At 72.5% G+C, this 26951-nt stretch carries 14 protein-coding genes (1 of these 14 running past the window's edge); 13 read left to right on the top strand and 1 reads right to left on the bottom strand.

Going from position 1 to position 26951, the window contains the following annotated elements; all coding sequences use genetic code 11:
- Nucleotides 1-77: 77 nt before the first annotated feature.
- The 4 genes from PSQ21_RS02690 to PSQ21_RS02675 all read left to right on the top strand — a co-directional run bounded on the left by PSQ21_RS02690 (nt 78) and on the right by PSQ21_RS02675 (nt 6666).
- Nucleotides 78-752 (top strand): type VII secretion system-associated protein, encoded by a 675-nt coding sequence (locus tag PSQ21_RS02690; protein ID WP_443334369.1) that lies wholly within the window; start codon nt 78-80, stop codon nt 750-752.
- On the top strand, nt 749-1975 hold the full coding sequence (locus PSQ21_RS02685; RefSeq protein WP_274028784.1) for an RICIN domain-containing protein: 1227 nt from the start codon (nt 749-751) through the stop codon (nt 1973-1975). Before PSQ21_RS02690 ends, PSQ21_RS02685 begins: the two co-directional genes overlap by 4 nt.
- A 138-nt stretch (nt 1976-2113) precedes the next feature.
- The gene (locus tag PSQ21_RS02680) at nt 2114-5425 is read left to right on the top strand and encodes a right-handed parallel beta-helix repeat-containing protein (RefSeq protein WP_274028783.1); all 3312 of its coding nucleotides are present in this window, start codon (nt 2114-2116) and stop codon (nt 5423-5425) included.
- Complete coding sequence (locus tag PSQ21_RS02675) at nt 5422-6666, top strand: S8 family serine peptidase (protein ID WP_274028782.1); 1245 nt, start codon at nt 5422-5424, stop codon at nt 6664-6666. The genes PSQ21_RS02680 and PSQ21_RS02675 overlap by 4 nt, the downstream gene beginning before the upstream one ends.
- 46 nt (nt 6667-6712) lie before the next feature.
- On the opposite strand, the gene eccCa is transcribed toward PSQ21_RS02675, so the two are convergent.
- The gene (gene eccCa, locus PSQ21_RS02670) at nt 6713-10696 is read right to left on the bottom strand and encodes a type VII secretion protein EccCa (RefSeq protein ID WP_274028781.1); all 3984 of its coding nucleotides are present in this window, start codon (nt 10694-10696) and stop codon (nt 6713-6715) included.
- Nucleotides 10697-11146: 450 nt separating this feature from the next.
- Between eccCa and eccD the strand changes: the two genes are divergently transcribed.
- From eccD to PSQ21_RS02625, 9 genes are all read left to right on the top strand, one after another.
- On the top strand, nt 11147-12553 hold the full coding sequence (gene eccD, locus PSQ21_RS02665; RefSeq protein ID WP_274028780.1) for a type VII secretion integral membrane protein EccD: 1407 nt from the start codon (nt 11147-11149) through the stop codon (nt 12551-12553).
- Nucleotides 12554-12598: 45 nt separating this feature from the next.
- Nucleotides 12599-14143: a type VII secretion protein EccB gene (gene eccB / locus PSQ21_RS02660; protein ID WP_274028779.1), complete on the top strand. Its 1545-nt coding sequence runs from the start codon at nt 12599-12601 to the stop codon at nt 14141-14143.
- A 445-nt stretch (nt 14144-14588) separates the two neighbouring features.
- The gene (locus PSQ21_RS02655; protein ID WP_047175464.1) at nt 14589-14924 is read left to right on the top strand and encodes a hypothetical protein; all 336 of its coding nucleotides are present in this window, start codon (nt 14589-14591) and stop codon (nt 14922-14924) included.
- A 91-nt stretch (nt 14925-15015) separates the two neighbouring features.
- On the top strand, nt 15016-15324 hold the full coding sequence (locus PSQ21_RS02650) for a WXG100 family type VII secretion target (RefSeq protein WP_003970670.1): 309 nt from the start codon (nt 15016-15018) through the stop codon (nt 15322-15324).
- A 109-nt stretch (nt 15325-15433) separates the two neighbouring features.
- Nucleotides 15434-15910 (top strand): type VII secretion system-associated protein, encoded by a 477-nt coding sequence (locus PSQ21_RS02645; protein ID WP_274028778.1) that lies wholly within the window; start codon nt 15434-15436, stop codon nt 15908-15910.
- A gap of 53 nt (nt 15911-15963) precedes the next feature.
- Nucleotides 15964-19923, top strand: a complete 3960-nt coding sequence (locus tag PSQ21_RS02640; protein ID WP_274028777.1) for an AAWKG family protein — start codon at nt 15964-15966, stop codon at nt 19921-19923.
- Nucleotides 19924-20035: 112 nt separating this feature from the next.
- Nucleotides 20036-20494 (top strand): YbaB/EbfC family nucleoid-associated protein, encoded by a 459-nt coding sequence (locus tag PSQ21_RS02635; RefSeq protein ID WP_274028776.1) that lies wholly within the window; start codon nt 20036-20038, stop codon nt 20492-20494.
- 4 nt (nt 20495-20498) lie between these two features.
- Nucleotides 20499-20867 carry a hypothetical protein gene (locus PSQ21_RS02630; RefSeq protein ID WP_274028775.1) on the top strand — a complete coding sequence of 123 codons (369 nt, stop codon included), beginning with the start codon at nt 20499-20501 and terminating at the stop codon, nt 20865-20867.
- Between the two features lie 114 nt (nt 20868-20981).
- On the top strand, nt 20982-26951 hold the start of the coding sequence (locus PSQ21_RS02625) for a lonely Cys domain-containing protein (protein WP_443334415.1). Its footprint extends 23463 nt past the window's final position; only the first 5970 of its 29433 coding nucleotides appear in the window; the start codon lies at nt 20982-20984; the stop codon falls past the right edge of the window.

The following is a 26951-nucleotide window of genomic DNA, read 5'->3' as shown; positions in this document are numbered from 1 at the left end:
GAGCGCATGCCCTTCGGCGCTCAAGAACGCGTACGGAGTAAAGAGTTCAGGTGGAGATACGGCCCGGAGAGCGGCAAGTGGGTGGACAGGATGTTCCGTTCGGCGTTTCCGGTGCCCCTGGAGCGACCGGCTCGGCCGAGGTGGTCGACGCCTCCGTGGTGCCCGATGCCGTGAAGGACGCAGCCCGGCGGGCGCCGGGGCACTGGGTCGGGATCGTCGACCCGGAGTGGGCCGAGGAGCGGACGCCGCCCCAGTGGGCTGTGCTGGGGGAGTGGCGGTCGGACGAGGACGGGGGCGTCGGGGAGTACCGCGCCAACCCGGCGTACCGGCCCTCGGCCCGGGTTCTCGGGTGGCCGGAGCCCACTGATCCGGTGGACGCGGCAGCCCAGCGTGCCGCTACCGGGTACGGCTCGGTGGACGCGGCGCTGGAGGCCCTCGCGGAGGCGGAGATCACCGTCGTGCGCGGGCCGGACGGCGGTCCGCTCACGGCGGCCGGGCGGGACGGGTCCCCGGTGATGTTGTTGTTCACCTCGCCCACTCATGAATTCATGTCCCCGGCACTTCACCATGACAGCCTTCGCGCCAGGGAGTTGGCCAGGTCGTTGAGGGCTACCGACGTCCTGTTGATGGTCAACGCCGGGGCCGCGGCTCCGCTGCTCGTCCCGGCCGACAGCCTTCTCGGACCCGTGAGCGGGCCGGACGGCCACAGCTCGGCCGACCCCCGCCCCCCAACCACAGGGAGGACCCCGTGACGCGTTCGTCCCAGCAGACCCCCGCCTCCCAGGGCGCTCGGGTGGAGCCCGGCGGCGAGAGCGAGGGGACTGTCGCGAACGCCGCCGCCCCCGGACCCGAGGGGCCTGCGGCTCCCGCTGTGCCCGATGAGCCCGTAGCGCCCGGTCCGAAGGCCCCGGAGAGCGAGACGTCCGCAGAGCGGGAGAACCCCGGGGCCGCGGACACCACCGTCACCGACCCGGGGGCCACGGTCCCCGGACCCAGGGCCGGAACGACCGATGGCGGGTCCGGAGCCACCGCCACCGGCCCCGCCCCCGGCCTCAGTGCCTCCGCCGCCGCGCAGAGCCGGCTCCCCTCCCTCGTACGGACCATGACCGCCACCGCCATCGACCGGCCGCAGCCGCAGGCCGGGCCTGTCGGGCGGCCGGGCAGGGCCGTGCTGGCCGGGGCCGCGGTCGCGGGCGCGCTCCTCGTGTCCGTGCCCTTCCTCGTGCCGGCCGGGAATGACGACGAGGGGCCCGAGCAGCCGTCGACGGCGGCGGCCGGGACCGTGCTGGACGGCAGCGGCCAGGAGGCGCCGGGAGAGTTCGCCGTCACCGCGCCCGGGACCAGCCCCCCGGCCGACGACAGGGGCGACGCGGGAAAGCAGGGAAAGCAGGCGAAGCCCGCCGGGCCCGTGCGGCAGTCTTCCCTGCCCGCCCCCGCATCGGGCGGGGACGAGGACGGGGCGAAGGAGAAGGCGGACGACGCCCCCGAGGACCCGCCGGAGAAGGCAGACAGCCCACAGGCGCGGCCGGAGAAGGCCGACGGCGCGAAGAGCCGGCCTGCCGAGGCCGCCCCCGCGGTGACCCTCAGCGGGCCCGTCTCCTTCCGCAGCCACCTCTCCGGCCGCTGCATCGACGTCCCCGGCCACAACTTCAACGACGGCCGGCCCTTGTTCATGTGGGACTGCAACGGCGCCGACGCCCAGAAGTGGCGGTTCGCCTCCGACGGCACGATTCGGGTCAAGGACAAGTGCCTGGACGTCGCCAACGCGAACTTCAACGACGGCACGCCCATCCAGATCGCCTGGTGCAACGGGGCGGACGCCCAGAAGTTCGCCCTCAACGCCGCTCACGATCTGGTCAACACCGCCGTCGGCAAGTGCGTCGACATCCCGGACCACAGCCGGAACAGGGGCCCGGAGACCTACCTGATCCTGTGGACCTGCACGGGTCTCGACAACCAGAAGTGGAGCGTCTGACCTGACCGCACGGGTGCCGGGGCTCCCGCGCGCCTCGTGCGCCGGGGCAGGCATGATGGCACCGCCGGAACGCCGACCCGCGTCCCCGGCGCAGAGGGGCGTCCGTCGAGGACGCCGCCGTAGCAAGGAGGTTGGTGCGTGTCGCGCCAGGTACTGTCGGTCGGCCCCGCGGACCGCTTTTCCACGATCGGTGAGGCGCTCGCCGCCGCCCGTACCGGTGCGCTCATCAGCGTCCGGCCCGGAACGTACGCGGAGAACCTGGTGATCCACACCCGGGTCACCCTCACCGCGGCCGAGGGACGGGGCACGGTGGAGATCCGGCCGCGCACGGGCAGCGTCATCGCCCTGCGCGCCGACGCCGTCATGTTCTCCGAACTCACCCTGCGCGGCGGCGACGCCGAGCTGCCCGCCGTGGACGTGCGGCGCGGTCAGGCCGCTTTCGACGGGTGTGAGATCGTCGGCGCCGCCTGGACCGCGATGCTGGCCGGCGGGACCGGCTCCCTCGCGCTGCGCGACTGCCGGGTGAGCAACCCGCAGGGCGCGGGCATCGTGATCACCTCCACCACCCCCACCACCGTCGAGTCCTGCACGCTCGAACACCTCGGGACCAGCGGTATCGTCCTCGCAGAACAGGGCGAGGCGCGCGTCCGCGACTGCACGGTACGGGGCGCCCGCGGCAACGGCCTGCTCGCCAACGGCGAGACCCGTGGCACCGTCGAGGACTGCGACATCTCCTCCACCGACAAGCCCTCCATCGCCCTGGAGGGAGACTCCGCCGTCTCGGTCGTCCGGACCGTGGTGCACGACACCAGCACCGGCGTGCACCTGAGCAGCGCGGGCCGCACCACCCTGGAGGACGTCCGCGTGACCGGCGCCTCCGGCAACGGGATCGCCCTGGCCCAGGGCGCCGACCCCGTACTGCGCCGCTGCCGCGTCTCGCGCGTGCGCGGCCACGGCGTGGTCGTCACCGACCGGGCGTGCGGCACCTTCGAGGACTGCTGGGTGGACGGCGCGCAGGGGGCGGCGCTGCGCGTCGCCGGGGCGTCCTCCCCGGCGCTGACCGGCCTGACCGTCCGCGACTGCGAGGGGGCCGGGCTGCTCCTGGAGGAGGACTCGGCACCCGAGCTGGACCGTCTGGAGGTGATCGGCTCCTCGCCCGCCGTCGCCGTGCTCGGCGGCGCCAACCCGCTGTTGCGCCGGGCTCGGCTGGTGGAGCCCGCCGGCGACGGCATCGTGGCCACCCGGGACGCCCGGGGCCGCGTCGAGGACTGCGAGATCGTCCGGCCGAGGGGCGCCGGTGTCCGGGTGGCTTCCGGCTCCACGCTCTACCTGGCCGGCGGCGGGGTCTCCGACACGGCCACCTGTGGCCTGGTCGTGGAGGACGGCGGCAACGTCACCGTCCGCGACTTCCGCGTCGAGATATCCGGTGAGGAGGGTGTGGTCGTCGCCGCCGGCGGCGAGCTGACCGCCAACCGCACCTCGGTGCACGCACCCAAGGGCCACGGCTTCCTGCTCCGTGAGGGCGCGCTCGCCTCGCTCAGCGGCTGCGAGGCGAACGGCGGTGCGCAGGACGGCTTCCGGGTGGAGTCCACTTCCCCCGTCTCGCTCGTCAACTGCGCCGCCCGGGAGAACGAGGGCGGCGGCCTGGTGCAGACCGCCCCCGGCGAACGGCTCGCCGTGGAGGGCCTGAACAGCGTCGGCAACGGCAAGCGGGACGCCTGGGGCAGCGGCAGCGCCGAGAACACCGACCCGGCGGGTTCCGGCGCGGCCGACGCACCCCCGCCGGACCGCCCGGACGGCCCGCTCGGCGCTCTCAACGCGCTCATCGGCCTGGAGAACGTCAAGCAGCAGGTGGGCACCCTGGTCAACCTCACCCAGCTTGCCCAGCGCCGCGAACAACTCGGCATGCCCGCACCGCCGATGAGCAGACACCTGGTCTTCGCCGGCCCGCCCGGCACCGGCAAGACCACGGTCGCCCGCCTCTACGGGGCGATCCTGGCCGAGCTGGGTTCGCTGCGCAGCGGGCACCTGGTGGAGGTCGCACGGGCCGACCTGGTCGCCCAGGTCGTCGGCGGCACCGCCATCAAGACCTCCGAGACCTTCCAACGGGCTCTGGGAGGCGTGCTCTTCATCGATGAGGCGTACACCCTCACCTCGGACAGCGGCAATGGTGGCGCCGACTTCGGACGCGAGGCCGTGGACACCCTGCTGAAACTCATGGAGGACCACCGCGACGACGTGGTGGTGGTCGCGGCCGGCTACTCCCGCGAGATGGACTCCTTCCTCGGCTCCAACCCGGGCCTGGCGTCCCGCTTCTCACGGACCGTCGAGTTCGAGAACTACTCGGTCCCCGACCTGGTCGCGATCATGGAGAGCATGTGCGCCCAGCACCAGTACGAGCTCGGCGAGGGAACCGCCGAGGCGCTGGCCGCGCACTTCGGCGCGATGCCCCGGGACGCCGGGTTCGGCAACGGCCGTGCCGCACGCGGAGTGTTCGAGGAGATGGTGGACCGGCAGGCGGTCCGGCTCTCCGCGCAGCCCCAGGTCGGCGAGCACGATCTGCGGCTGCTGCTGCCCGACGACGTCTCCGCCACCGCCGCCGCGTCCGCCGCGGAGACCGCCGCACCGGCCGACGACCCGCTCACCCGCCTCGGTGACATGATCGGCCTTGCCGAGGTGAAGCGCGAGGTCGCGGACCTGGTCAACCTCATCACCACCGCCCGGCACCGGGCCGCCGCCGGGCTGCCCGTCCCCTCGCTCAGCAACCACCTGGTCTTCACCGGTCCGCCCGGCACCGGCAAGACCACCGTCGCCCGGCTCTACGGGGAGGTGCTGACCCAGCTCGGCGTCCTGGAACGCGGCCAGTTGATCGAGGCGGCCCGCGCCGACCTCGTCGGCCGCTACATCGGCCACACCGCCCAGTTGACCCGAGAGGCCTTCGAACGCGCGCGCGGCGGTGTGCTGTTCATCGACGAGGCGTACACCCTCACCCCGCGCGGCGGGGGTGCCGACTTCGGTCAGGAAGCGGTGGACACCCTGCTGAAACTGATGGAGGACCACCGCGACGAGGTCGTCGTCATCGTCGCGGGCTACACCGACGAGATGGAACGCTTCCTCGCCTCCAACCCGGGTCTCTCCTCCCGCTTCCCGCGTCGGATCTCCTTCGCCGACTACTCCTCCGAGGAACTGGTCACCATCGTGCGCGCCCAGGCCGCGAACATGGGGTACGAGTGCGGGCCCGGCACCGGCCCCCTGCTCAAGGAGTGCTTCGACGCGGTGCCCCGCGACCGCTCCTTCGGCAACGCCCGCCTGGCCCGCCAGGTCGTCGAGTCGATGGTCACCCGCCAGGCGGGCAGGCTCAGTTCGCTGGCCGCGCCCACCCTGGAAGACCTGCGCGTCCTTCTCCCGGCGGACGTCACGGCCGCGGCACCGAAGGTGGTCCCCCGATGAGGCCCGCCCTGCTGTACGGCGCCGGGCTCGCTGCCGCCCTGATGCTGCCCGCGGCCGTACCCGCCCAGGCCATGCCCCTCGCCCGTACACCGATGGCCCTTCCCTCGGCCGACGGGAAGAAGGGCCAGGAGCTGCCCGGCATGCCCTCCGCGCTCGACCCGCGGGCCGAGGAGACGGTCTGCACCCCCGCATCCGAGGAGCGGGCGAAGAAGCAGGACTGGTCGCGTCAGCGCCTCGACCTGGACCGCCTGCACCGGCACTCCACGGGGGCGGGCGTCACCGTCGCCCTGATCGGCACCGGGGTCGACCCCGACGCGGTCGGGCTCGACGGCCGGGTCACCGCCGAGGGGGCCGCCGCCGACGACTGCGTCGGACACGGTACGTTCCTGGCCGGCCTGATCGCCGGGACCGGGGGGAGCACCCCGAGGCTGGCCGGCGTCGCCCCGGGCGCGAAGATCCTGGCCCTGCGCGGCACCGACCGGCGGGGGCGTCCGACCCCTGGCCTCGTCGCGGCGGCGGTGCGTGAGGCGACCGCGGCCCGGGTCGGAGTGATCGCGGTGGCGGTCGCCCTGCCGCGCCGGGACAAGGCACTGACCCGGGCGGTCGCCGACGCCCGCCGGGCGGGAGCGGTGGTGCTCGCCGCGGCCACCCCGGACCCGCCGTCGCGGGGCTCCGCCGACGAGATCCCCTCCCGCACCTACTGGCCCGCCGGCGAACCCGGCGTCCTCTCGGTCGCCGACATGCTGCCCGCCGGCACCCGCCCGGACAGCGCCCTTCCCACCGGCACCGTCGACCTGGCCGCTCCCGGCGCCGGGGTGGTCTCCGGCGGACCGCGCGGCGAGGGCCACTACCTCGGCGGCGGCGTGGCGGTGGCCACCGCGTACACCGCCGGGGCCGCCGCGGCCGTCCGCGCCACCCACCCCGACGCATCGGCCGACGCGGTGGCCCGTCGGCTGACCGCCACCGCGTACCCGGCCGACCTGCCCCAGCTGGACGCCTACGCCGCCGTCACCACGGTCCTCGGAGACACGGTCGCACCGGCCGCCGGCGCGGAGCGTGCCGCCGAGCCCGTGGCCGTACGCGACACCTCCGGCACCGACCGCACCACGGGCAGGGCCACCCTCTTCGTCCTCCTGGGCTCGGCCGGTGTGCTCGCCGTCCTCTGGGCCGGTTTCGCCTTCTCCCGGGCCCGTGCCCGGGGCTGGCGCCCTGCGGAAGCGGGCGCACCGCGCAAGGGGTGACGCGTGGGGGCGCCCCCGACCGGAGGGCGCCCCCGCATCCGTACGCTCAGCCCTCCTCCACCAGCGCCGTCTGCATCAGCCGCGGCTTGCGGCGGGCGATGTGCAGGGCTCGGCCCGGCGGGAGGTTGAGCGGCTTCGCGTTGCCGAAGAGGCGGCCCTCCGTGGGCGGGCAGGAGAGCAGCACGGCGGGGTTGTTGGCCTCGTCGAGGCGGCGGATGAGGCCGTCGCTGAGACCGCGGCCCGCGCCCATGGCGCTACGGGCGACGACCAGGTGCAGGCCCATCTCGTAGCCGAGCGTCAGACTCTCGAAGAGCGGCTCGAAGGGGCTCTGGAAGGAGTTCCCGGAGACCATGTCGTAGTCGTCGACCAGGATGAACAGACGCGGTCCGGTCCACCAGTCGCACCGGCGCATCCGGGCCGGGGCGATGTCCGCGCCCGGGACGCGGGTCTTCATCGCGCGGGCCGCGCCCTCGATGGTCTCGTTGAGGTTGTCGAGGGAGATCACGTGACCGATGCGGTACTCCTCGGGGATGGCGTCCACCAGGGTGCGGCGGTAGTCCACCGCGATGATCTTCGCCTCCTCCGGGGAGTAGCGGGCGGTGATGCCCCGGGTGACCAGGCGCAGCAGGTTGGTCTTGCCGCTCTCGGTGTCGCCGACCGCGATCAGGTGCGGGGTGCGGCTGAAGTCGTGCCAGACCGGTTCCAGGGCGTCCTGGTCGAGGCCGAGTGCCAGGCGCATGCCGCCGCCCTCCGTGGCCTCGGGGGCGGGCAGATCGGTGAGCGGGAGGCGGTGCGGGAGCATCCGGACCTGGGGGGCGGGAGGGCCCTGCCAGTGCCGTGAGATCTCACCGACCAGGTGGGCGACGCCGTCGCCCAGGTCCTCCAGGGAGCCGCTGCCGTCCAGGCGGGGCAGGCCCGCGAGGAAGTGCATCTTGCTGTCGGCGGTGATGCCCCGTCCGCCGGTGCGCGGCACCGAACGGGCCTTGCGGGTGTCGATCTCGGAGTCCATCGGATCACCCATCCGCAGCTCCAGACGGGTCCCGGCCTGGTCGCGCACCTGGGCGGACAGCTCCACCCAGCGGGTGGTGGTGATGATCAGGTGGATGCCGTAGTTGAGTCCCCGGGCGGCGAGTTCGTTGAACTTCGGGATCAGGTCGTCGTAGTCCTGACGGACCGTGGACCAGCCGTCGACCACCATGAACACATCGCCGAACGGCTCGTCGGGGAACTCCCCGGCGGCCCGGCGACGACGGTAGGACTGCATGGAGTCGAGCGTGTGGTCCACGAAGAACTGCTCGCGGCGGGCCAGGAGCGTCATCACCTCGGCCACCGCCCGGTGCACCCGCTCCGGGTTGAGCCGCGCCGCGACTCCGCCCACGTGCGGGAGGGCGGCCAGCTGGGAGAGTCCGCCGCCGCCGAAGTCCAGACAGTAGAACTGGACTTCGGCAGGCGTATGGGTCAGTGCCAGGGCGGCGATGAGCGTGCGGGCGAGGGTGGACTTTCCGCTCTGCGAACCGCCCGCCACCGCGACATGGCCGCCCGCTCCGGAGAGGTCCACGATCAGCGGGTCGCGGCGCTGCTCGAAGGGCTTGTCGACGAGTCCGACCGGGACCCGCAGCCGCCCGGCGCCGGGCCGGCCGGCGGCGATCAGACCGCGCCTCTCGTCCGGCGCGATGCCGGGCAGCAGTGAGTCCAGCGAGGACGGCTCGTCCAGCGGCGGCAGCCACACCTGGTGGGCGGCCGGCCCCGAGCCGCGCAGCCGGTCGAGGGCCACGTCCAGCAGGGCCTCCGCCTCCTCCGCCTCCTCCGCTTCGGGCTCCGGCCCGGGCGGGGTCTCCAAGGTGCGGGGCACCACCCAGCCGCTGGTCCACGGAACGACCTGACTGGCCACCCGGGCCTGCACCACCGCCCCCGTCCGACGCCGGTACGTCCCCGAGGAGTACGCGGCGCGGAACCGGGTCAGGGCCTCCACCCCCGACTTCAGATAGCCGCTTCCGGGCGCGGCGGGGAGCTCGTAGGCGTCCGGGACACCGAGCACACCGCGGCTCTCCATCGCGGAGAAGGTGCGCAGCCCGATGCGGTACGAGAGGTGGCTCTCCAGCTGGTGCATGCGCCCCTCGTCCAGGCGCTGGGAGGCGAGCAGCAGGTGCACGCCCAGCGAGCGGCCGAGACGGCCGATCATCACGAACAGCTCCATGAACTCCCGGTGCGTGGACAGCAGTTCGCTGAACTCGTCGACCACCACGAACAGGCTGGGCAGCGGCGCCAGGTCCGCCCCGCCGGCCCGGGCCCGCTCGTACTCCAGGGCAGAGGTGTAGTTGCCCGCCGAGCGCAGGAGTTCCTGACGGCGGATCAGTTCGCCGTGCAGGGCGTCCTGCATGCGTTCCACCAGGGCGACCTCGTCCGCGAGGTTGGTGATGACGGCGGAGGTGTGCGGGAGTTCCTCCAGGCCGAGGAAGGTGGCCCCGCCCTTGAAGTCGACCAGCACGAAGTTGAGCGTCTCGGAGGAGTTGGTCAGGGCGAGGCCGAGGACGAGGGTGCGCAGGAGCTCGCTCTTGCCGGAGCCGGTCGCGCCGATGAGCATGCCGTGCGGGCCCATGCCGCCCTGCGCGGACTCCTTGATGTCGAGCTCGACCGGGCGGCCGTCCACGCCGACCGCGACCGGCACCCGCAGCCGGCCGGAGCCGGAGTGCCGGTCGAACAGGGTCTGCGGGTCGTGCCGGTGCAGGTCGGGGATGCCGAGCAGGGTGGTCAGCTCGACGTCGGTGTCCAGCGGCTGCGCGATGTCGGTGCCGAGGCCCATCCGGCGCGGGGTGAGGATCCTGGCCAGCGACTCCGCGCCGAGCGGGCCGAGCCGGTCGGGCACGCCCAGCGGCACCGAGCGCTCCTTGCGGCTGCGGTCGGTGCGCACCAGACTCACCCGGTCCGGCCCGACGGTCAGCCGCAGGGTGTTGCGGCCGGGCCGCCAGCGCAGCGCCCCGGACACGTCGAGGATCAGGGCGTTGCGGTAGCCGTGACCCTCCCAGCGGTGACCTTCCGGGACGGTGACGCCGTCGAGCACGACGACCGTGTACGGCTCGTCACGGCCGAGGCGGGCGTCCGGGTCGAATGCGGGACGCTCGGCGAACTCGGGGCCGAGCAGGTCGTCCAGCTCGGTGACGTCGGCGGTGATGCGGCGGGCCTGGCCCGCGCCGTCCTCCTCGTGCGGGTCCAGCACGTGCGGCAGCCACTTGACCCACTCCCAGTCGGGCCGCCGCTCGTCGCTGACGCAGAGGGCGACCCACAGCTCCTCGGGCGCGTGGAACACCGCGAGCTGCCCCAGCACGGCCCGCACCAGCGCACGTACGGCGTCGGGACCCTCCGGCTCCTCGCCGCTCCCCTCCGGAGTCTGCGCGGCCCCCTCGTCCGGCGCCTCCTCCGGGCGCAGCAGGATCCTGGCCGAGGAGCGCAGGTAGAGCCCCAGCGGCTGCTCCGGGACGGTGGAGTAGGCGCGGACGAAACGGCGCAGGGCGTGCGCGCAGAGGGGTTCGAGATCCTCCACCGGCCGGGTGGAGACGGGGTTCAGGGTGAGGGCCAGCTGCTGTTCACCGACCGCGATGCGGACCTCGCCGAAGTCCTCGTCGGCCGGGCGGCGCTCCCACAGCCGGGAGGTGCGGGCCAGGGAGCGGAGCGAGGCCGGCTCCGGGTGACGCCAGGCGAGCGCCCGCTGCTGCTCCGCGATGGTGGTCCGCACCCGCCTGCGGGTCTGGGCCAGGTAGCGCAGGTAGTCGCGGCGTTCGCCCTTCAGCCGCTGCTTGCGCTCGCTGGAGCGCCGCATCAACTGCCCCAGCAGCATGGCGCCGGCGGAGAGCGCCATGACGCCCATCGCCAGGTACATGAAGACGCCGTTGCCACCGCCGGGACGCAGGAACATCAGCATCATCGACACCGACATCAGCGCCATCGGCAGGTAGGTCCACACCGCCGAGGTGTCGGGCACCGTCTCGGCGAGGACGGGCGGCTCCTGGAGGGTCAATTGCCCATCGGGCATCTCCGGCCCACGCCTGCGGGCCGGGCGGCGAAACAGCACGACACTCAAGGAACAGAACCTCCGGTTCACTGACTTTCCGACCCGCCGAATACCGGCGCACCGGCAGGGGAAAGACCGCACCAGGCGGATTCTCCGGGCGGTACGCGCCCCGATGAACACCGGGTGAATGTTTCGAGCGGGGGAGCGCGGAGCGGCCAACTTCCGTGATGACCAACCACATACCGGATTCGAGGATCCGGCCCGCAGCACGACCGGTGGCCGCAGGCAGTAGTCTGCATTCACGGAACGCGAACTGTCCACGCGGGAGGGGCGGTCGCTCGGTGCGGGGGCGAAATTTCCTGGCCCAGCCCCCCGGTTCACAGCCACGCGGACCTATCCGTACTGTTCGCACATTCCCTCTCCCGGGGAAGTCCTCTGTCAAAGCCTGCACGGAAGACGAGAGTTCTACTGATGACCGACAGTGCCGTGGCCGAATCATGCCGCCTGACCGTACGTGCGCCGAGCGTCACCATCGATCTGGCCGTGCCCGCCGACGTACCGGTCGCCGATCTGCTGCCCACCCTGCTGCGGTACGTCGGGGAGGAGGCCGAGGAGGCCGGGCTCGACCACGCAGGCTGGGTGCTCCAGCGGCTCGGTGACGCTCCGCTCGACGAGGAGACGACCCTGGCCCGCGCCGGGCTCGCCGACGGAACCGTGCTCCACCTGCGCCCGCACACCGAGGCGCTTCCCGAGGCACGGCTCGACGACCTGGTCGACGGGATAGCCGAGACAGTGGGCCGCCGCCTGCACACCTGGCACGCCGGCGCGGCACGCGGCCTGCTGATCGGCACCGCCGCGGCGACCGTGGTGGCCGCCCTCCTGCTGGTGTTCCGGCCGGGAGTGACCGGCTCCGCCACCACCCGGGCGGTCCTCGCGGCCGTGACCGGGCTGCTGCTCCTCGCCGGCGCCGGCTCCGCCAGCCGGGCGGTCGGCGACCGGCTCTCCGCGACCGTGCTCGCCCTGCTGGTCGCCCCGTGCTTCGCGCTGGTCGGCTGGGTGCTGCCCGGCGGCGACCTCTCCGGCCCCGACGCGGCACGGGTCGCGGGCGCGCGGCTGCTGGCGGCGGGCGCCGCGGCGGCGGGCGGCGCGGTCCTCGCGCTCGCCGCCACCGCGGTCGGCGCCCCCGCCCTGCTGGCCACCGCCGTGGTCGCCGTGGCGACCGCTGTCTCCGGGACCCTGATGGGATACACGGGCCTGGACACGGCGGCGGCGGTGGCGCTGGTGGCGACGGTCGTCGCGCTCGCCGCCGGGGCCGTGGCACCCTTCGCCTTCAAGCTGGCCGGCATGCGGATGCCCGCGCTGCCGTCCACCGCCGGACAACTCCAGGAAGGCATCGACCCGTACGCGGGTGACGAGGTCGCCGAGCGCACCGAACTCGCCGGGCGCTGGGTCACCGCGCTCTTCGCCGCCACCGGCACCATCGTTGCCGCCGCGCTCACGGTCCTCGCCCAGCGCCCGGACCTCCCGGAAACGCTCACCGCCCTCGCGCTGACCCTGCTGCTGCTCCTGCACTCCCGTGGGCTGATCCACATCGGCCAGCGCCTCACCCTGGCGGTGCCCGGCATCTGGGGGCTGCTGCTGCTCGCCCGGGCCTGGGCGGTGGACAGCGACGGGGACGGACGCGTGGTCGTCTTCGGGGTGCTGCTCGCCGCGGCGGCCGCCCTCGTGACCGCCTCCTGGACGGTGCCCGGTCGACGGATGCTGCCGTACTGGGGCCGGGCGGCGGAACTGGCGCACACCGGCCTGGCCGTCGCGCTGCTCCCGCTCACGCTGTGGGTGGCGGGTCTCTTCGGCTGGCTGCGCGGCCTGTTCGGCTGAGCCACCCCGTAAGCCGGACCACCAGAAACGAGTTGAGGAGAGGCTGTGCAGTCCAAGCGCGACCAGGTCCAGGCCCACGGCTTCATGATGGGCAGGCTCAGCTCGGGCCTGCTGACGGCCGACCCGGACGCCCCGGAGAGCCCACTGGGCCGCACCACCCGGGGCGTCGTCTTCGGCCTGCTGGTGACCGTCCTGATCGGAGCGGGCGCCACCGTCTACGGGCTGCTGCGGCCCGGCGGGAACGACACCTGGCGCAAGGGCGAGCACCTGGTGGTCAACCGTGAGACCGGCGCCCGCTACCTGTGGACCGGCACCGACGGCGTACTGCACCCGGTGCGCAACTACGCCTCGGCGCGGCTGATCGGCGGGTCCGACCTCAAGACCGTGGACGTCTCCACCGCCTCGCTGCGGGACGTCCCCGTCGGAGCCCCGGCCGGCATCCCCGGAGCCCCGGACACCCTGCCCGGCCCGGGCGGGCTCGACGCCGGCGCCTGGCACATGTGCGTCACCGGACCGGACGGCGCCCTGCCCAGCACGTCCGGCGCCGTCGCGGCCGCCGGTGTGGACCGGCCGGGGACCACCACCGTGGTCGTCGGGGCGCCGCTGAAATCCCGGGGTGTCGGCGCCGACCGCGGGGTCCTGGTGGAGGGCCCGGACCGCACCCAGTACCTGGTGTGGCGGGGCAGCCGGCTCCCGCTGGACCCGGACTCCGACGCCCGCAACGCGCTCGGTTACGGCTCCGAGCGGGCGATGCCGGTCTCGGCGGCGTTCCTCGACGCCCTCGCTCCCGGCCCGGCCCTGAAGCCGCCGGAGGTGCCGGGGCGCGGAGGCCAGGGACCGGTGCTCGGCGGCGAACCGAGCCGGATCGGCCAGCTCTTCGAGATCAGCGTGCCCGGCGGCGGCAGCACGTACCACCTGCTGCGGAAGGACGGCCTGGTGCCGCTGTCCCGGCTGGAGGCCGCCCTGGTGCTGGGCGACCCGGCCACCCAGAAGGACGCCTACCAGGGGCGCTCGCCCGAGGCCCGGGCGGTCGGCGCGGACGCGCTGCGTACGCACCGGGCCAAGGGGAAGGCACCCGCCGGCTCCGCGACCGCGGAGCTGCCCCGCACGCCGCCCGTCCCGCGGTCCGCGCCGCGCGGCACCGCCCTCTGCGCACAGGTGGACGGCGGCAACGGCGGCGCCCGGATCGGTTCGGTGCTGGTCCCGCTGACCGGGCTCGCCCCCGTCGCGGTGTCGCAGGGAACCGCTCAGCCGCTGGTCGCGGCCTGTGCCCGGACGGACGCCACGGTGGTACGCCCCGGGCACGGCGCGCTGGTCAGAGCCCTGCACGCGAGCGGCGCCGCGCACTCCGGAACCACCTATCTGGTCGCGGACAACGGCGTGAAGTACCGGGTCCCGGCCAAGGGCGCCCTGGAGGCACTCGGGTACGGGGAGGGGGACATCGGCTCGGTCCCCGCACCTCTGCTCGCCGCTCTGCCGACCGGAGCGGACCTCGACCCGGCAGCCGCCTCCGGCGCCGCGAAGCCCAGGTTCACCGCTCCGGAGTGCGGCGCGCCCGGTAAGACCGGAACAGTCGACTTCCAGCCATGATCCAGGCAAACGCCCCAAACGGTGCCGAAGAAAGGGAAAAGGGCGGGGAGGTGGGACTTCGCGCTCGGCTCGGCATCGTCCGAGGGACTATTCGGCGTCGGTGGAGCGCTCGGGGAAACCTCAGAAAAAGCTCAGAAAATTGACCGCCCGCTCCTCCGGGGGATCCTGCGAAAAGGGGCGCACAGTACCGGATACGGACCGGCTCGGTGACCGTTCGGATTCTCCGGCCGCCCGTTTTCCGTCCGCATGGAACGGGCCTGGGGCCCGGCGGGCAGGCCGCGTTCATTTCGTGGAAACCTTCGGACAACTCCGTTGGGGTGCAAGGATTCTGACGCGCGGAACTATGCTCAAATCTTCCCCGCACGCGTTGCGCCGGACACGGAGTTCTCTTTAGCCTCAGCGGGCAACGGTGCGATGGGAAGTCACTCAACGAAGGGAGCGCGACATGGCGGACAGTGGCCAGAGGCGGGCGGACTATGCCAAGGGCTTGGGGGGTGTCTCCTCTCTGGAGTCGGCCCGGGCCGCGGTCGAGAAGATCCAGAACAACGTCGCCGAGATCGCCGCGCGTTCAGGCGTCGGCGGTGACGAGGGTCAGGCCCTGCTGAAGCTGTTCCGCAGCTGGAACGGCGAGGCGCAGAAGGTCGTCGTGCAGATCAGCAGGATGGTCGACGCGCTCCAGGAGAACGTGACGTCGGCCGACCGGCTGGCGAAGGAGAACCAGGACCTGACCGAGGTGCTCAACAGCAAGACCAGCCAGGGCGTCTTCGAGGCGCTGCGCTGACCCGTCCCCGGCGGCACCGGCCCCTTGCGCGGAGGCCGGAACCCGTGAGCATCCCCGGGCCCAGGGGCCCGGCCACCCGAGAGGAGATGTCATGGCCGACGGCATCATCGATGTGCAGTACTCCACGGTCCGCAACGCGATCGAGGAACTGAAGCAGCAGACCCAGCAGATCATCACCACCCTCAACAACCTGGAGGACGAGCTCAAGCCGCTCGTGACCTCGTGGGAGGGTGACGACCAGCAGATGTACCGCGGTGTCCAGGCCGAGTGGGACCAGGCGACCAAGAACATGGCCCTGCTCCTCGGCGACAGCGGCGAGCTGGTCCAGAGCATCCACGACAACCACTCCCGCGACGAGCGCAGGAGCGCCGACAACTGGGGCGGTGTGCGCGCCCGGTAGTCCCCGCCGGGGTTCGCCTGCGGTACGGAGGTGAACCCCGGCGTCCGCGTGTTCCCCGCTCCGCCCCGTTCCCGTGACCTGTCCCGCTCCAACCGCAGGAGGACGCCCCATGGCCGGCGAGAAGGCCGACGTCAAGCACTTTGACCTCAAGCAGATGGAGAACTTCCGGGACAACGAGGTGCACCCGGTCTACACCAAGGCCAAGCAGCACCGGGAGGACGGCAGCGCCGAGGAGGGCGAGGCCCACATCCGGCCCCTCGGTCAGCTCATCGATGGCTACACGACTCCGGACAACCTCGAACAGGGCCGGCAGATCCTGCGTCTGGGGCTGATGAACACCGACAAGCTGGTCTCGGGACCCACGCTGATCGAGAGCGTCACCACCGCGGCGACCGCCCTGGACAAGCTGCTCGGTGACCAGATGGACCTCTTCAGAGAGCTCAAGGAGGCTCTCACCGACACCATCGAAGAGGCCGAGAAGACCAAGAACAAGAACCTGGACGCGATCGACGCCCAGACGCTGCTCCAGACCTTCGAAGAGGTCGACACGCTCACCAGCGGGTCCACGGGCACGGAAGAGAAGTAGCACGACCCGCGCGCGGCGGCGGCGAGGACGACACACGACCAGAGGGGTGCCCGGTGGCCGGCGAGTACGACGATGAATCCAAGAGCAACGTCGACAAGTACAGGGAGACCGACGCGGCGTCCTCCGACAACTGGGCCGCACTCGTCACCCACCTCACCGGCTACCCGGTGCCCGACCGCGCCGTCATCTTCGACACGCTCCGCTCCGACCACGGCGGCAAGCTTTTCCGGATGGACATCCAGGAGCGCAGCCTCAGCCTCCTCTCCAGGGACTCCGGATTTCTGCAGAACACGGGTCAGGACTACGACGTCTGGTTCTTCGACAGCGGAGAGAGGCGCTCCATCAAGCAGGCCCGGATCGTCTTCGAGGGCCGCGTGAAGTCGGGGGACGAGGTCATCTTCGCCGGCACCGACTCCGACAACGTCGAGGACGTGAGCGTCCGTGAGGGCAACGAGTTCACGGACTACAACAAGGACAAGATGAGCACCATCCCCCTGGCCCGGTACATGAACGGGCCGCGGGCGGCACTCCTCGCCCTGCTGCGGGGAAACAGCGGGGACGGCCGCTTCAGCGGGGAGGGGGCCGATGACAAGGGCGTCGTCGACCTGGACACCTTCAACTCCACCGGCGACTCCTTCGACTACGCGGCCAAGTTCTTCAAGGACCAGGCGCCGCTGCTCAAGGAGTGGGAGGACCGCTTCGGCCGGGACGACGCCAGTTGGAAGGGTGAGGCCGCAGACGTCTTCATCAGCCTCATCAGGAAGGTCCGCGAGAACTACGACAACTACGTCGAGACCTTCAACAACACGGAGGGCACCGGTGACCGGAACGGCACCGGCAGCACCGTGTACTCCCGCGCCCTCTCCCTGGGCCGCGCGCACCTGGAGGAGGCGGCCAGGACACTGTTGGACAAGTGGCTGGCCTGGGCCCAGTCCGACTACTACGACCCGCACCGGGTGCTGCGCTATGTCCTCGACGATCTCGCCCAGTGGGTCGACAAGGAGAACGTGGCGAGGACGGACATCACCTCGCACACGTACCAGTACGTCTCGTCGATCACGCACAGTCCGCATACCGACTTCAGCCAGGTGCACCCGGACTACGGCGACCTCAACGACATCGCCAACTGGGCGAAGGTCGGCGACAAGGCGGTCGACATCTGGAGCCGGGCCGTCGACGAGCTTCTCGTCGTCCCCGCCCGCGAAGTGCAGTCGAAGCTCAACAACCAGTTCCTCTCGCTCTCCGAGGACTTCACCGACAACGTGCCCGCGCCCAAGTCGACGAGCACGGCGGGTGAGGAGTACGAGAAGAACAAGTTGGAGGAGGAGAAGGAGAAGCTCAACGAGGAGAACGAGGAGAACCGCCGCTACCAGGACGAGTTGCGTGATGAGCAGAACAAGCAACGGGAGGAGGACAAGAGGCTCCAGGACGAGTTGCGTGACGAGCAGAGGAAGCAACGGGAGGAGGACAAGAGGCTCCAGGACGAGTTGCGTGACGAGCAGAACAAGCAACGGGAGGAGGACAAGAAGCTCCAGGACGAACTGCGTGAGGAACAGAAGAACCAGCGCGACGAGGACCGCCGGTACGCGGACGAGCTGCGTGAGGAGCAGCGGCGCGAGCGGGAGGAGGCCGAGCGGGCGGCCGAGGAGCAGGCCAAGCAGATGCAGGAGAGCCTCGGGAACATCAACGGCCCGGGCGGCGGGGGCGGAAGCCTCGACGGCCTCGACGACCTGCTGAACCCCAAGCCGGACGTCCCGGTGACCGAGAGCCTCGGTGACCTCGGCAACCTCAACACCTCCGGTCCCGGCGGCGAAAACGCCCCGAACCTCGACGGCGTGGGCAACGCGATCTCGGAGAACCTCGGCAGCCTCGGCGACGTGAACAGCCAGGGCGGCGAGAACCAGCACGCCCCGGGCGGCGAGAACCAGCACGCCCCGGGCGGCGAGAACCAGCACGCCCCGGGCGGCGGGCCCCTCCCCGTGGGCCAGAACCTCGGCAACCTTGGCAACCTCAACGTCAACGGCTCGGGCACCACAAGGAACCCCGGCGCCGCGGCCAACGACGCGATCACTCAGAACCTGGGGAGTCTCGGTGGTCTGAACGGGTCGGGCGGTTCTCTGGACACTCCGACGGGTGGCTCCGTTCAGCTCGATGGTTCCGGGCTGAGGACTGATTTCCCGGATGGCAGTAGCGCGTCGTTCGACCGGGACAGCGGGCTGCTCACCACGACGCTCCCGGACGGCAGCGTCACCACGCAGGGCTTGGGCGACGGGGTCCGGGTGACCAACCCGGACGGTTCGGTCACCTCGTTGGGTGGCGACGGCAGGCTGACCACGACCTTCCCGGACGGTACGTCGCAGGTCGTCGACCCGGCGTCCGGTGAGGCCATCTCCACCGCGCCCGACGGCACCGTCACCACCGAGAACCTGGGGAGTCTCGGTGGTCTGAACGGGTCGGGCGGTTCTCTGGACACTCCGACGGGTGGCTCCGTTCAGCTCGATGGTTCCGGGCTGAGGACTGATTTCCCGGATGGCAGTAGCGCGTCGTTCGACCGGGACAGCGGGCTGCTCACCACGACGCTCCCGGACGGCAGCGTCACCACGCAGGGCTTGGGCGACGGGGTCCGGGTGACCAACCCGGACGGTTCGGTCACCTCGTTGGGTGGCGACGGCAGGCTGACCACGACCTTCCCGGACGGTACGTCGCAGGTTGTCGACCCGGCGTCCGGTGAGGTCACCTCCACCGCGCCCGACGGCACCGTCACCACCGAGAATCTGGGGAGTCTCGGTGGCCTGAACGGCCGCAACGGGATAGGGGACCTCGGGGGCCTCCGGGGCCTGGGTGACCTCGGCGGCATCAACGCCGACCTGCCCACCGAGTCGCCCGGCGACCTCGGCGGCCGGCAGGCCGCCAACGACCTCGGTGACCTCGGAAACCTCAACACCGGCGACACGGGCCTCACGTCCTTCACGGGCAGCCTGACCGGACTGGAGAACGGCGACTTCGCCACGCTCTTCCCGGACGGCGGCAAGGCCGTCTTCGACCCGGACACGGGGCAGCTCACCAGCATCGCTCCGGACGGCTCCAGGATCACCACCGACCTCACCCACGGGGCGGACGTGACCAACCCGGACGGCTCCGTCTCATCTCTGGACAACGGACGGTTCGTCAACTCCTTCCCCGACGGCTCCAGCCACTCCATCGACCCGGACTCCGGCGCCACCACCGTGACCGACCCGCAGGGCAGGACCGAAACGGTCACGCTCGACGAGATCAACTCGCGCGGCAGCGACCGCGGCCCCGGATTCCTGGACGACCTGCGGGACCTCGGCACGAACAGTGATCTCGGCAGCCTCGGTGACCTCAACGGGAACCGTCACCTCGACGGCCTCGACGGGAACCGCGAGCTCGATCTCGATGCGATCGAGGGAGTCGGTGGCGGAAGCAGCGGCGGCGGGGGCGCCGGCGGTGGAGCCGCCACCCGGGACGTCTCGCTCTCGGAGCTGGGGCTGGGCGCCCAGGCCGGAGCAGGAGGCTCCGGCGGCGGTCTTTCGGGTGCGAACCTCCCCTCGTCGGAGATCCTCGGCCAGGTGTCCCCGCTCTCCGACAGCGTGGCGGACAACGCGGCGCCCCCCGGCGCCGGTGGCAGCGGCCCGGGCGCCCCCGGCGCCCCGGGCACGCCGGGCAGCCCCGGTATGCCGATGGGCGGCGGCATGGGAGGCATGGGCGCGGGTGGCGAGAAGGGCAACGGCGAGCGCGTGCGCGCCGTCCTGGTCGACGCCGCGGAGGAGAGTGAACGACGCAACCGCCGCAGGCGCAGCCCATGGAACAGGCAGGAGGACAACGACACCTTCCTGGCCCCCTCCTCCCGGGTGACGACCACCGGCGGCGACTCCCCCGAGGAGGAGGCGGAGCAGGAACGTCGCCCGGCCACCTCCGCGGACTACCTGGAGGAGGACGCGGACGTGTGGGGCACGGAGGAGGGCGGCACCCCGGCCGTCATTGGCAGGTGACGGGCCCTCAGGCCCGGTCGGCGGGGCCGGACGCGCAGGCCGGACACGGTGACCGTACGGTCGTGCGTGGAGCCGGGAAGAGCGAGGCGAACGAGCCAGGAGGGGAGCGGGTGTGACGGAGCCGCTGGAGAAGCGCCTGGAGAAGGCCATGGCCGAACTGCACGCCGCCCAGGAGGCGGTCGCGCGCACCGAGCGCGAGCTGCGGACGGCGTCGTTCGCCGTGCTCTCCTCCGACCGTGCGGTACGGGCCACCTCGGGCCCGCAGGGCGAGCTGACCGGGATCGAGTTCCTGGACAACAAGTACCGCGACATGTCCCCGCAGGAGCTGGCCGCCAGCGTGCTGGAGGCGGCGAGCGCGGCACGCCTGAAGATGAACCGGCATGTGATGCGGGCGATGGCCCCCTTCGCCGAGCCCAGCAGCAACGTGCCGGAGCTGAAGGGCTTCGAGCTGGACTGGGAGCGCATCTTCGGGCCCGAGGTGCTGCGCGAGGACGACGAGGACCTGGCACGGGGCGGCCCGGCCACCCCCGCCTGGCGGGACGCGCTCGGCGACGAGGGAGAGGAGGACTGACGCGATGGGACAGCGGTACTACGTCGACCCGCACCGCATCGAGGCCCTGGCACGGCAGTTGGAGGAGATCGGCACGCTCACCAGGAGCATGACCGAGGAGTTCCTCGACGAGCTGGCCCCCACGGTCTCGTGGCCCGGCACCAACAGTGAGTTCTCGGAGAAGGCCCGACCGCAGGAGCAGAAGGAGCGGCAGACCACCAAGGACACCATGATGTCCATCCGTGACGCGCTGGTGGGCATCACCGACGCCACGGTCAGCAACGTCCGGATGATGAAGGACACCCGTGACCGCAACATCGACGAGATCGAGCACGGCAACAGCCGCCTCGACACCGATGGATTCGACGACCCGGGCGGGCATGGACGCCGCTGATCCGCGCAGCGCACACCGCTCCCGTACGCGACCGGGAGCGGCCGCTCCGTCCTGCCCGGGCGCCCCGCGAGGCGGCCGTCGGTGAGCATCCAGGTATCGCCCGAGGTCAACGCCATGATCTTCATCCTCACCGGGGAGAAGCTCATGGACGCCGACGAGGACCTCGCCTTCGACAGTCGTCGGCCCTACTCCGGCCTCGGGCGCAAACTGGAACGACTGTCCTCGCTGATCGACAAGTCGATCCACGACATCGGCGAGTCCATGCCGGACGACCTCGCCACCTCGTACAGCCGGGCGATGGGGATGCTCGTCGACGACGGCGGCAAGAACTACCTGCGCGACTTCGCCGAGCAGCTCGACAGGATCGCCGAGGGCCGGCGCAAGACCTCCATGGACATCATGGAGTCCAAGTGGCAGGTCATCGCCGAGATCATCCGGCTGCTCATCGAGATCGCCATCTACCTGGCGATGTCCTTCTTCACCGGCGGAGCCTCGGCCAGCCAGATCATGATGGCCAAGCTCCGCAGCCGCTTCTTCATCCTCACCACGCTCAGCCACCTCCTCCAGCGGCTGCACCTGACGCCCTCCTTGACCGAGGCGTTCGCCGAGGCGTTCACCACGTTCGCCGTGCGGCTGGCGATGATGAACTTCGCCCCGGACGGCCGCCGCCCCGACGGCATCGACTGGAGCGACATCGGCAAGGCCGCCGCCTTCGGTGCGGCGGCGGGATTCTTCACGAGCGTCTTCGACACGTTCGCGAAGGACATCGTCAGAAGCTTCGACGGCAACTTCCTGAAGAACGGACCCGACTTCAAGGACAACCCCAACCTGCGGGACACCCCGAACGTCGACCCGAAGAGCAATGGTCCGACCCCCGACCCCGACTCCAAGCCGAACCCCGACCGCGCCAGTCCTCCGGACGACCGCCCCGGACCCGACCCGAACGGGAGCGGGCCCGTCCCCCCGCCCAGGCCCCCGGTCACCTTCCGGGACGGCCCGCTCGCCTTCCGGAACAACCCCGATCTGTGGCGGAACAGTCAGATCCTTCGCTACAACTCCGACCGGCCGGCCGCGCTGGCCGGGCACTACGGGCTCAAGGGAACGGCCGACTTCCTCGCCGCCGGGTCCGGCGAAGCGCTCGCGGAGATCCTGATCAAGGGGGCCTTCGACGGCGACTGGTCCACCAGCTGGTCCACCTTTGTCGGCGCGGGCGTCAGCAGCCAGGTCGAGGCGTCGCTCACCAGTACCGCCCTCAACAGCGGCGCCGAACTGCGGCACGCGATCGACAAGTTGCGCGACCAGCCGCTGCCCACCGTCTCCGGCGGCGGTGACTCCGGTACGCGCGGCTCGGAGCACTCCTCCCGCGCCGCTGACGGTCCCGACCGCACCGGCGGCCCCTCGCGCACGGACACCACCGGCGGCGACGGACCCGCCCTCGGCGGGCCTCCGCCGGTCGCCCAACAGGTCACCGGCCAGGGTGGCTTCACGGGCAGCCAGTCGCCTCCGCCCTACCTGGCGCAGGACCCCCCGCCGTACGTCCCGGCGGACCCGCCCCCTTATTCCCCGGGCCCGATGCCCGTGACCGCCGCCGAGAACAAGCTGTGGCAACAGTTCCACCAGGGTCCCGCCGAGACGCGCGAACAGGCGCTGCGCGACCTTGCCGCCCTACGGGGCGGCCAGCCGCCCAGCGGCACCGAGACAGGCGTACGCGACAGCCTGAACGCCGGTCTGTCGCAGGTGCCCGAGGTCCGGGTGGTACCCGCGGGGAACAGCCCCGCGGCCCGGGTGGACGCCGAGGAGGTCCGCAGGGCCCTGGGGGGCTTCGGTACGCCGGTGACGGTGGCCCCGCCGATCGGCGCGGGCGGCTCCATGGCCGGGGGAGTCCCGGCGCCGTCGGGAGGCGGCTCGGGGGCGCGTGGTCCTGGGGAGACGGGCACCGGTTCCATCGGGCGCGACGTGGGTGGGGCGGGCGCCGGTTCGGATGGGCGCGATCCGGGACGGACCGGCGGCGGTTCGGACGGGCGCGGGGCGTCCGCCGACGCCCCGCCCGTTGTCGCCGCGGGCCCTACGGCCGACGCCGGGCCGCCCCCGCTGACGGTGGTCGTCTCGGAGGCGCCGCCACCGGCCGCGGGGTCCCCGGAGGCCGCTGAGTTGCTGGACGGCGCCGACGCCGACCGGGCTGTGGTGCTCGGCCCGCCGGTAGCGCAGGACGTGACGGGGGAGGCCGGAGAGCCGGTACGCAGCGCCGTCGAGCTGACCCGTCACAGTCCCGGTGACCCGGTCCGGGCCCGTACGCTCACCGGTCCGTACGTCACGGTGACGCCGGAAGGCATCTCGGGCACCGCGTTCTCCGGCGCCGATGTGCTGCTGCCGCTTTCGGCCGCCCTCGGCCCGCCGCCCATCACGTCGGCGACTCCGTCGCCCGGCGCCTCGAATACCCCGTCGCCGGTCACGTCCGCCGGGCCGGCGTCTGCCACGCCCGTGACGTCGACCGTTCCCACGCCCGTGACGTCGGCGGCCTCCGCGCCCGCCGCGTCGGCCCCTCCGCCGCCCGGGGAGAAGCCCGCCGACAAGCCGGTCGGCGGCGCGTCGGCGCCTGGCGACCCGGACCTGCGCCCCGTGAAGGTACTTTCGGGCGAACCGACCCCCGTGACCGGCATCGAAGACGGCACGGACATCAAGCCGCCGATCGTCACCACGACCGACACCGCACCCGCCCGGGACGTCAAGCCGACGCTCGCCACGGCCACGGCCACGGCCACGGACAGCCCCGGCGCCGCCACCGACGTCCCAGCCGCCTCCAAGCCGGTCACCCTGTCCACCCCCTGGACCGAGACGGCCACCGATCTGCACCTGGAGTCGGGGCGCGACGACGGAGCCACCCCCGCGACCACCACCCCCGCGACCACCACCGACGCGACCACCACCGACGCGAGTACCGGGACCGGCGGGCCCTTCCCGGACCAGGGGCGGCCGGGACCGCCGGAGCAGCGCGAGACTCTGCGGGACGTCCTGCCGGAGAACGAGTGGTGGCAGTTCTACATCGACCCCAAGAATCACGAAGCCGCCCTGGCAGCCTTCCCCGACGACCCCGGGTCCTACTACGACCACGACCGGTCCCCGGGTTTCCAGGCGGGCATGGTCGCGGCGTACACCCGGTTCCTTGGCGATCCCGACACCGTCGCGGCTCCCATGGACTCGGCCGCGTACCAGGCCATGCACGCTCTGGCGACCGGCCATCTCGGCCGTGCGATCGGCTGGTCCGGCGACGGGACCACCCAGTTCCCGCTGCGTGGTGACGCTCTCGCTCCCGACATCTTCGACGAGCGCGTCGGGGGCCAGGCCCTGGTCTACGACATGACCACGCACAACTGGGCCGACCCGCTGCCCTCGCCCCGGCCGGTCACGATCCTCACCCGCTTCCTGCACGGCGTCCCGTCGCTGGCGACCAACTACAAGAAGGGGGCCGCCGCCGACCTCGTCGACACGTTGTTCCAGCAGCACTACGCCCGCGTCGGCCGACCCGGGGCCGACGACGGAGCCAAGCTCGCCTCCATCGCCCGCACCGTCCGGGCACTGCACGTGGTCCACCCCTTCCAGGACGGCAACCTCCGCACCAACGTCCAGCTCCTGCTGCCCAAGCTCCTGCTGGAGCAGGGCTTCCGGCCCGTCGTACCCGAAGACATGCACGGCCTGTTCCAGGGCAGCCGTTCGGTACCGCAGATGGTCGAGTCGCTGGTCCGCGACGGCGCCCTGCCCGCCGGCCGACCGCACCCGCCCCCGGAACAGACCGCCACCGCACCGGAGTCGGGGCGCGGCGACGTGGCCACCACCGAGGGAGACAGCCCCACGCCTCCCGAGGAGCAGCGGGTCGTCACCACCCTGAGCGGCCACGCGGTGCCCTTCGCGCAGCTGCGGCGCTGGGTGCCTGGAGGGCCTCACCAGCCCCGGCCCGGCCGCGCGGTGCAGACGTTGACCATCTCGCAGAGCCCCGCCGAGGACGGTACGGGGCAGAGCGCGGGGCGCCGGGCGCTGCTCGGCCAGGACACCTTTCGCGGCGTGCGCACCGCTTCCTCCGAGGCCCCGGACCCGGCGGCCACCGAGACTGCGCCGGTCCCCCGTACGGTGTTCACCGGACCGCCGACCGCGCTACCCGGCTCCGGAACGGCGCGGGACGCGGACTACCTCGCGGCGCACGGCACCCCCCGTACCGTCACACTCGGCACCGATGACGCCGCGCGTCCCAGCGTGAAGGTCAGCGGCGTGCAGCTCGGCGAGGTGCTCAAGTACTGGGCCGAGGACGGCGACCAGGACCGGCCGCTGGTGCTGTTCTCCTGCGAGACCGGGCGGCAGCCGCAGATCGCGGGGCTGCCCGTGGCCCAGCACGTGGCGAACCGGACCGGGCGCACGGTGTACGCCCCGACGACCGAGGCGGGCACGGCCAAGGACCGGGACGGCAACGTCCGCGCGGTACTCACCGACGGACCGGACGGGCCGGGTCGGTGGAGGCTCTTCACCCCGGAGCCCGGCGGCACCGCACTGGACTCGCTGGCACGCGACGCCGGTCTGCACGCGGGCCCGGACCCGGCCGACGCGTTCGCCCGCGCCCGCACCCTCCAGCAGATCCGCACGCTGCGCGAAGTCTTCGGTCCGGATTCCGAACAACAGCCCGAACACCGGGAGTCGCTCGCCGGACTCGCGTACGTGGACGGCCTGCGCTGGCTCCACCAGGAGACGGCGGCCCGATACGGCGACGGCCGGATGACCCCGGACCTGCTGCGCCGGATGGTCGTCGACCGGCGCCGCGAGACGGGTGCGACGACCGGCGGACCGGAGGCGGGCCCTGCGGGCGCCACGGCCACCACCGGGGGAACCTCGGCAGACCCCACCGACCCCACCCCCGACGACTACCGGGAATTCCTGCGCGCGGCAGCCGAGTTGAGCGCCACCGCGGAGACCGGCACGTCGCTCGACGCCCTGCTGCCCCCGCCACCCCCCGAGCTCCCACCGACCACCCTGGTCTCACCGCAAGACGTGACCGGGCTCACCTACGCGCCCGCCGCGCGGATCACCTGGTCGCTCTCCACCGCCCCGCTGCCCCTCTCCGACCTGGCCCTGAGCCCCGAGGACACCGTCGAACTCGCCCGGCGCCGACCCGATCTGGCACCCGCGCCGAGCAGCCCGGAGAGCCTCGCCGAGGAGCTGACGCTGTTCAGCAAGGCCCCTGCGGCACCCGGCTCCGCGGACTCCGTGCGCGCGGACGGGCTGGCCTTCCGCCGACTGCACACCCCGGGCGGCGGCAACTGCCTCTTCCGGGCGCTGCTCGACAGCGCGCGCAGCCGGCCCGTACCTCCGGCGTGGGCCGCTCGGGACACCACCCGGCTGCGCGAGCTGCTGCGCGACCGGCTCACCGGCTCCGAACTCCTCGACACGGCGGCCGAGGCCAACCCCGACCCCGTGCTCGCCGTCGTCGACGACCTGCGGATGACCGCCCTCGCCGGGGTACGGGACCCGGACGCGCAGGGCCGGATCGCCCAGCGCTGGGACCGGATGGCGCAGGCGGTCGTCACCGACGGAGACGGCCGACAGTGGCGGCGGATGCTCCGGAACAGCGGCTACCCCCACCTCGCCGAGGTGGCACCGACCCCCGCCGACGCGCGACGGCTCGGCACCGACGGCCTGATCCTCGCGGCGGCGGATCTCCCCGCGCTGTGGGCGTCGCCCTTCGCCGACGTACTCCCGCAGGCGCTGGCGCACACCCTTGACCTCGACCTGCGGCTCGTCCAGCCGGACCCGCGGGCACCGGGAAGTACCTTCGTCACCCCCCTCAACCCGGGCGGCCGGGGCGGGGCCCTCCACCTGTCCTACAACGGCACCGACCACTTCGACGCCCTGGTTCCCGACTCGGCGCCCTTCACCCCCGCCCCGGCGCCCGTCCTCACCCCCGCTCCGGCCACCCAGGACCCGGCCGGCTCCGATGTCTTCGGACAGTGGCTGCGGAGCATGGGCGGGATCACCGGGCTGGACGCCCCCGACACCCCGGCCCCGGACCGGGGCGATCCCGTGCCGCTGGAGACGCAGCTC

It is taken from the genome of Streptomyces sp. MMBL 11-1 (assembly GCF_028622875.1).
Taxonomy (GTDB): Bacteria; Actinomycetota; Actinomycetes; order Streptomycetales; family Streptomycetaceae; genus Streptomyces.
Note: the sequence above shows the minus strand (reverse complement) of the source record. Positions and strands in the feature narration are given on the sequence as shown.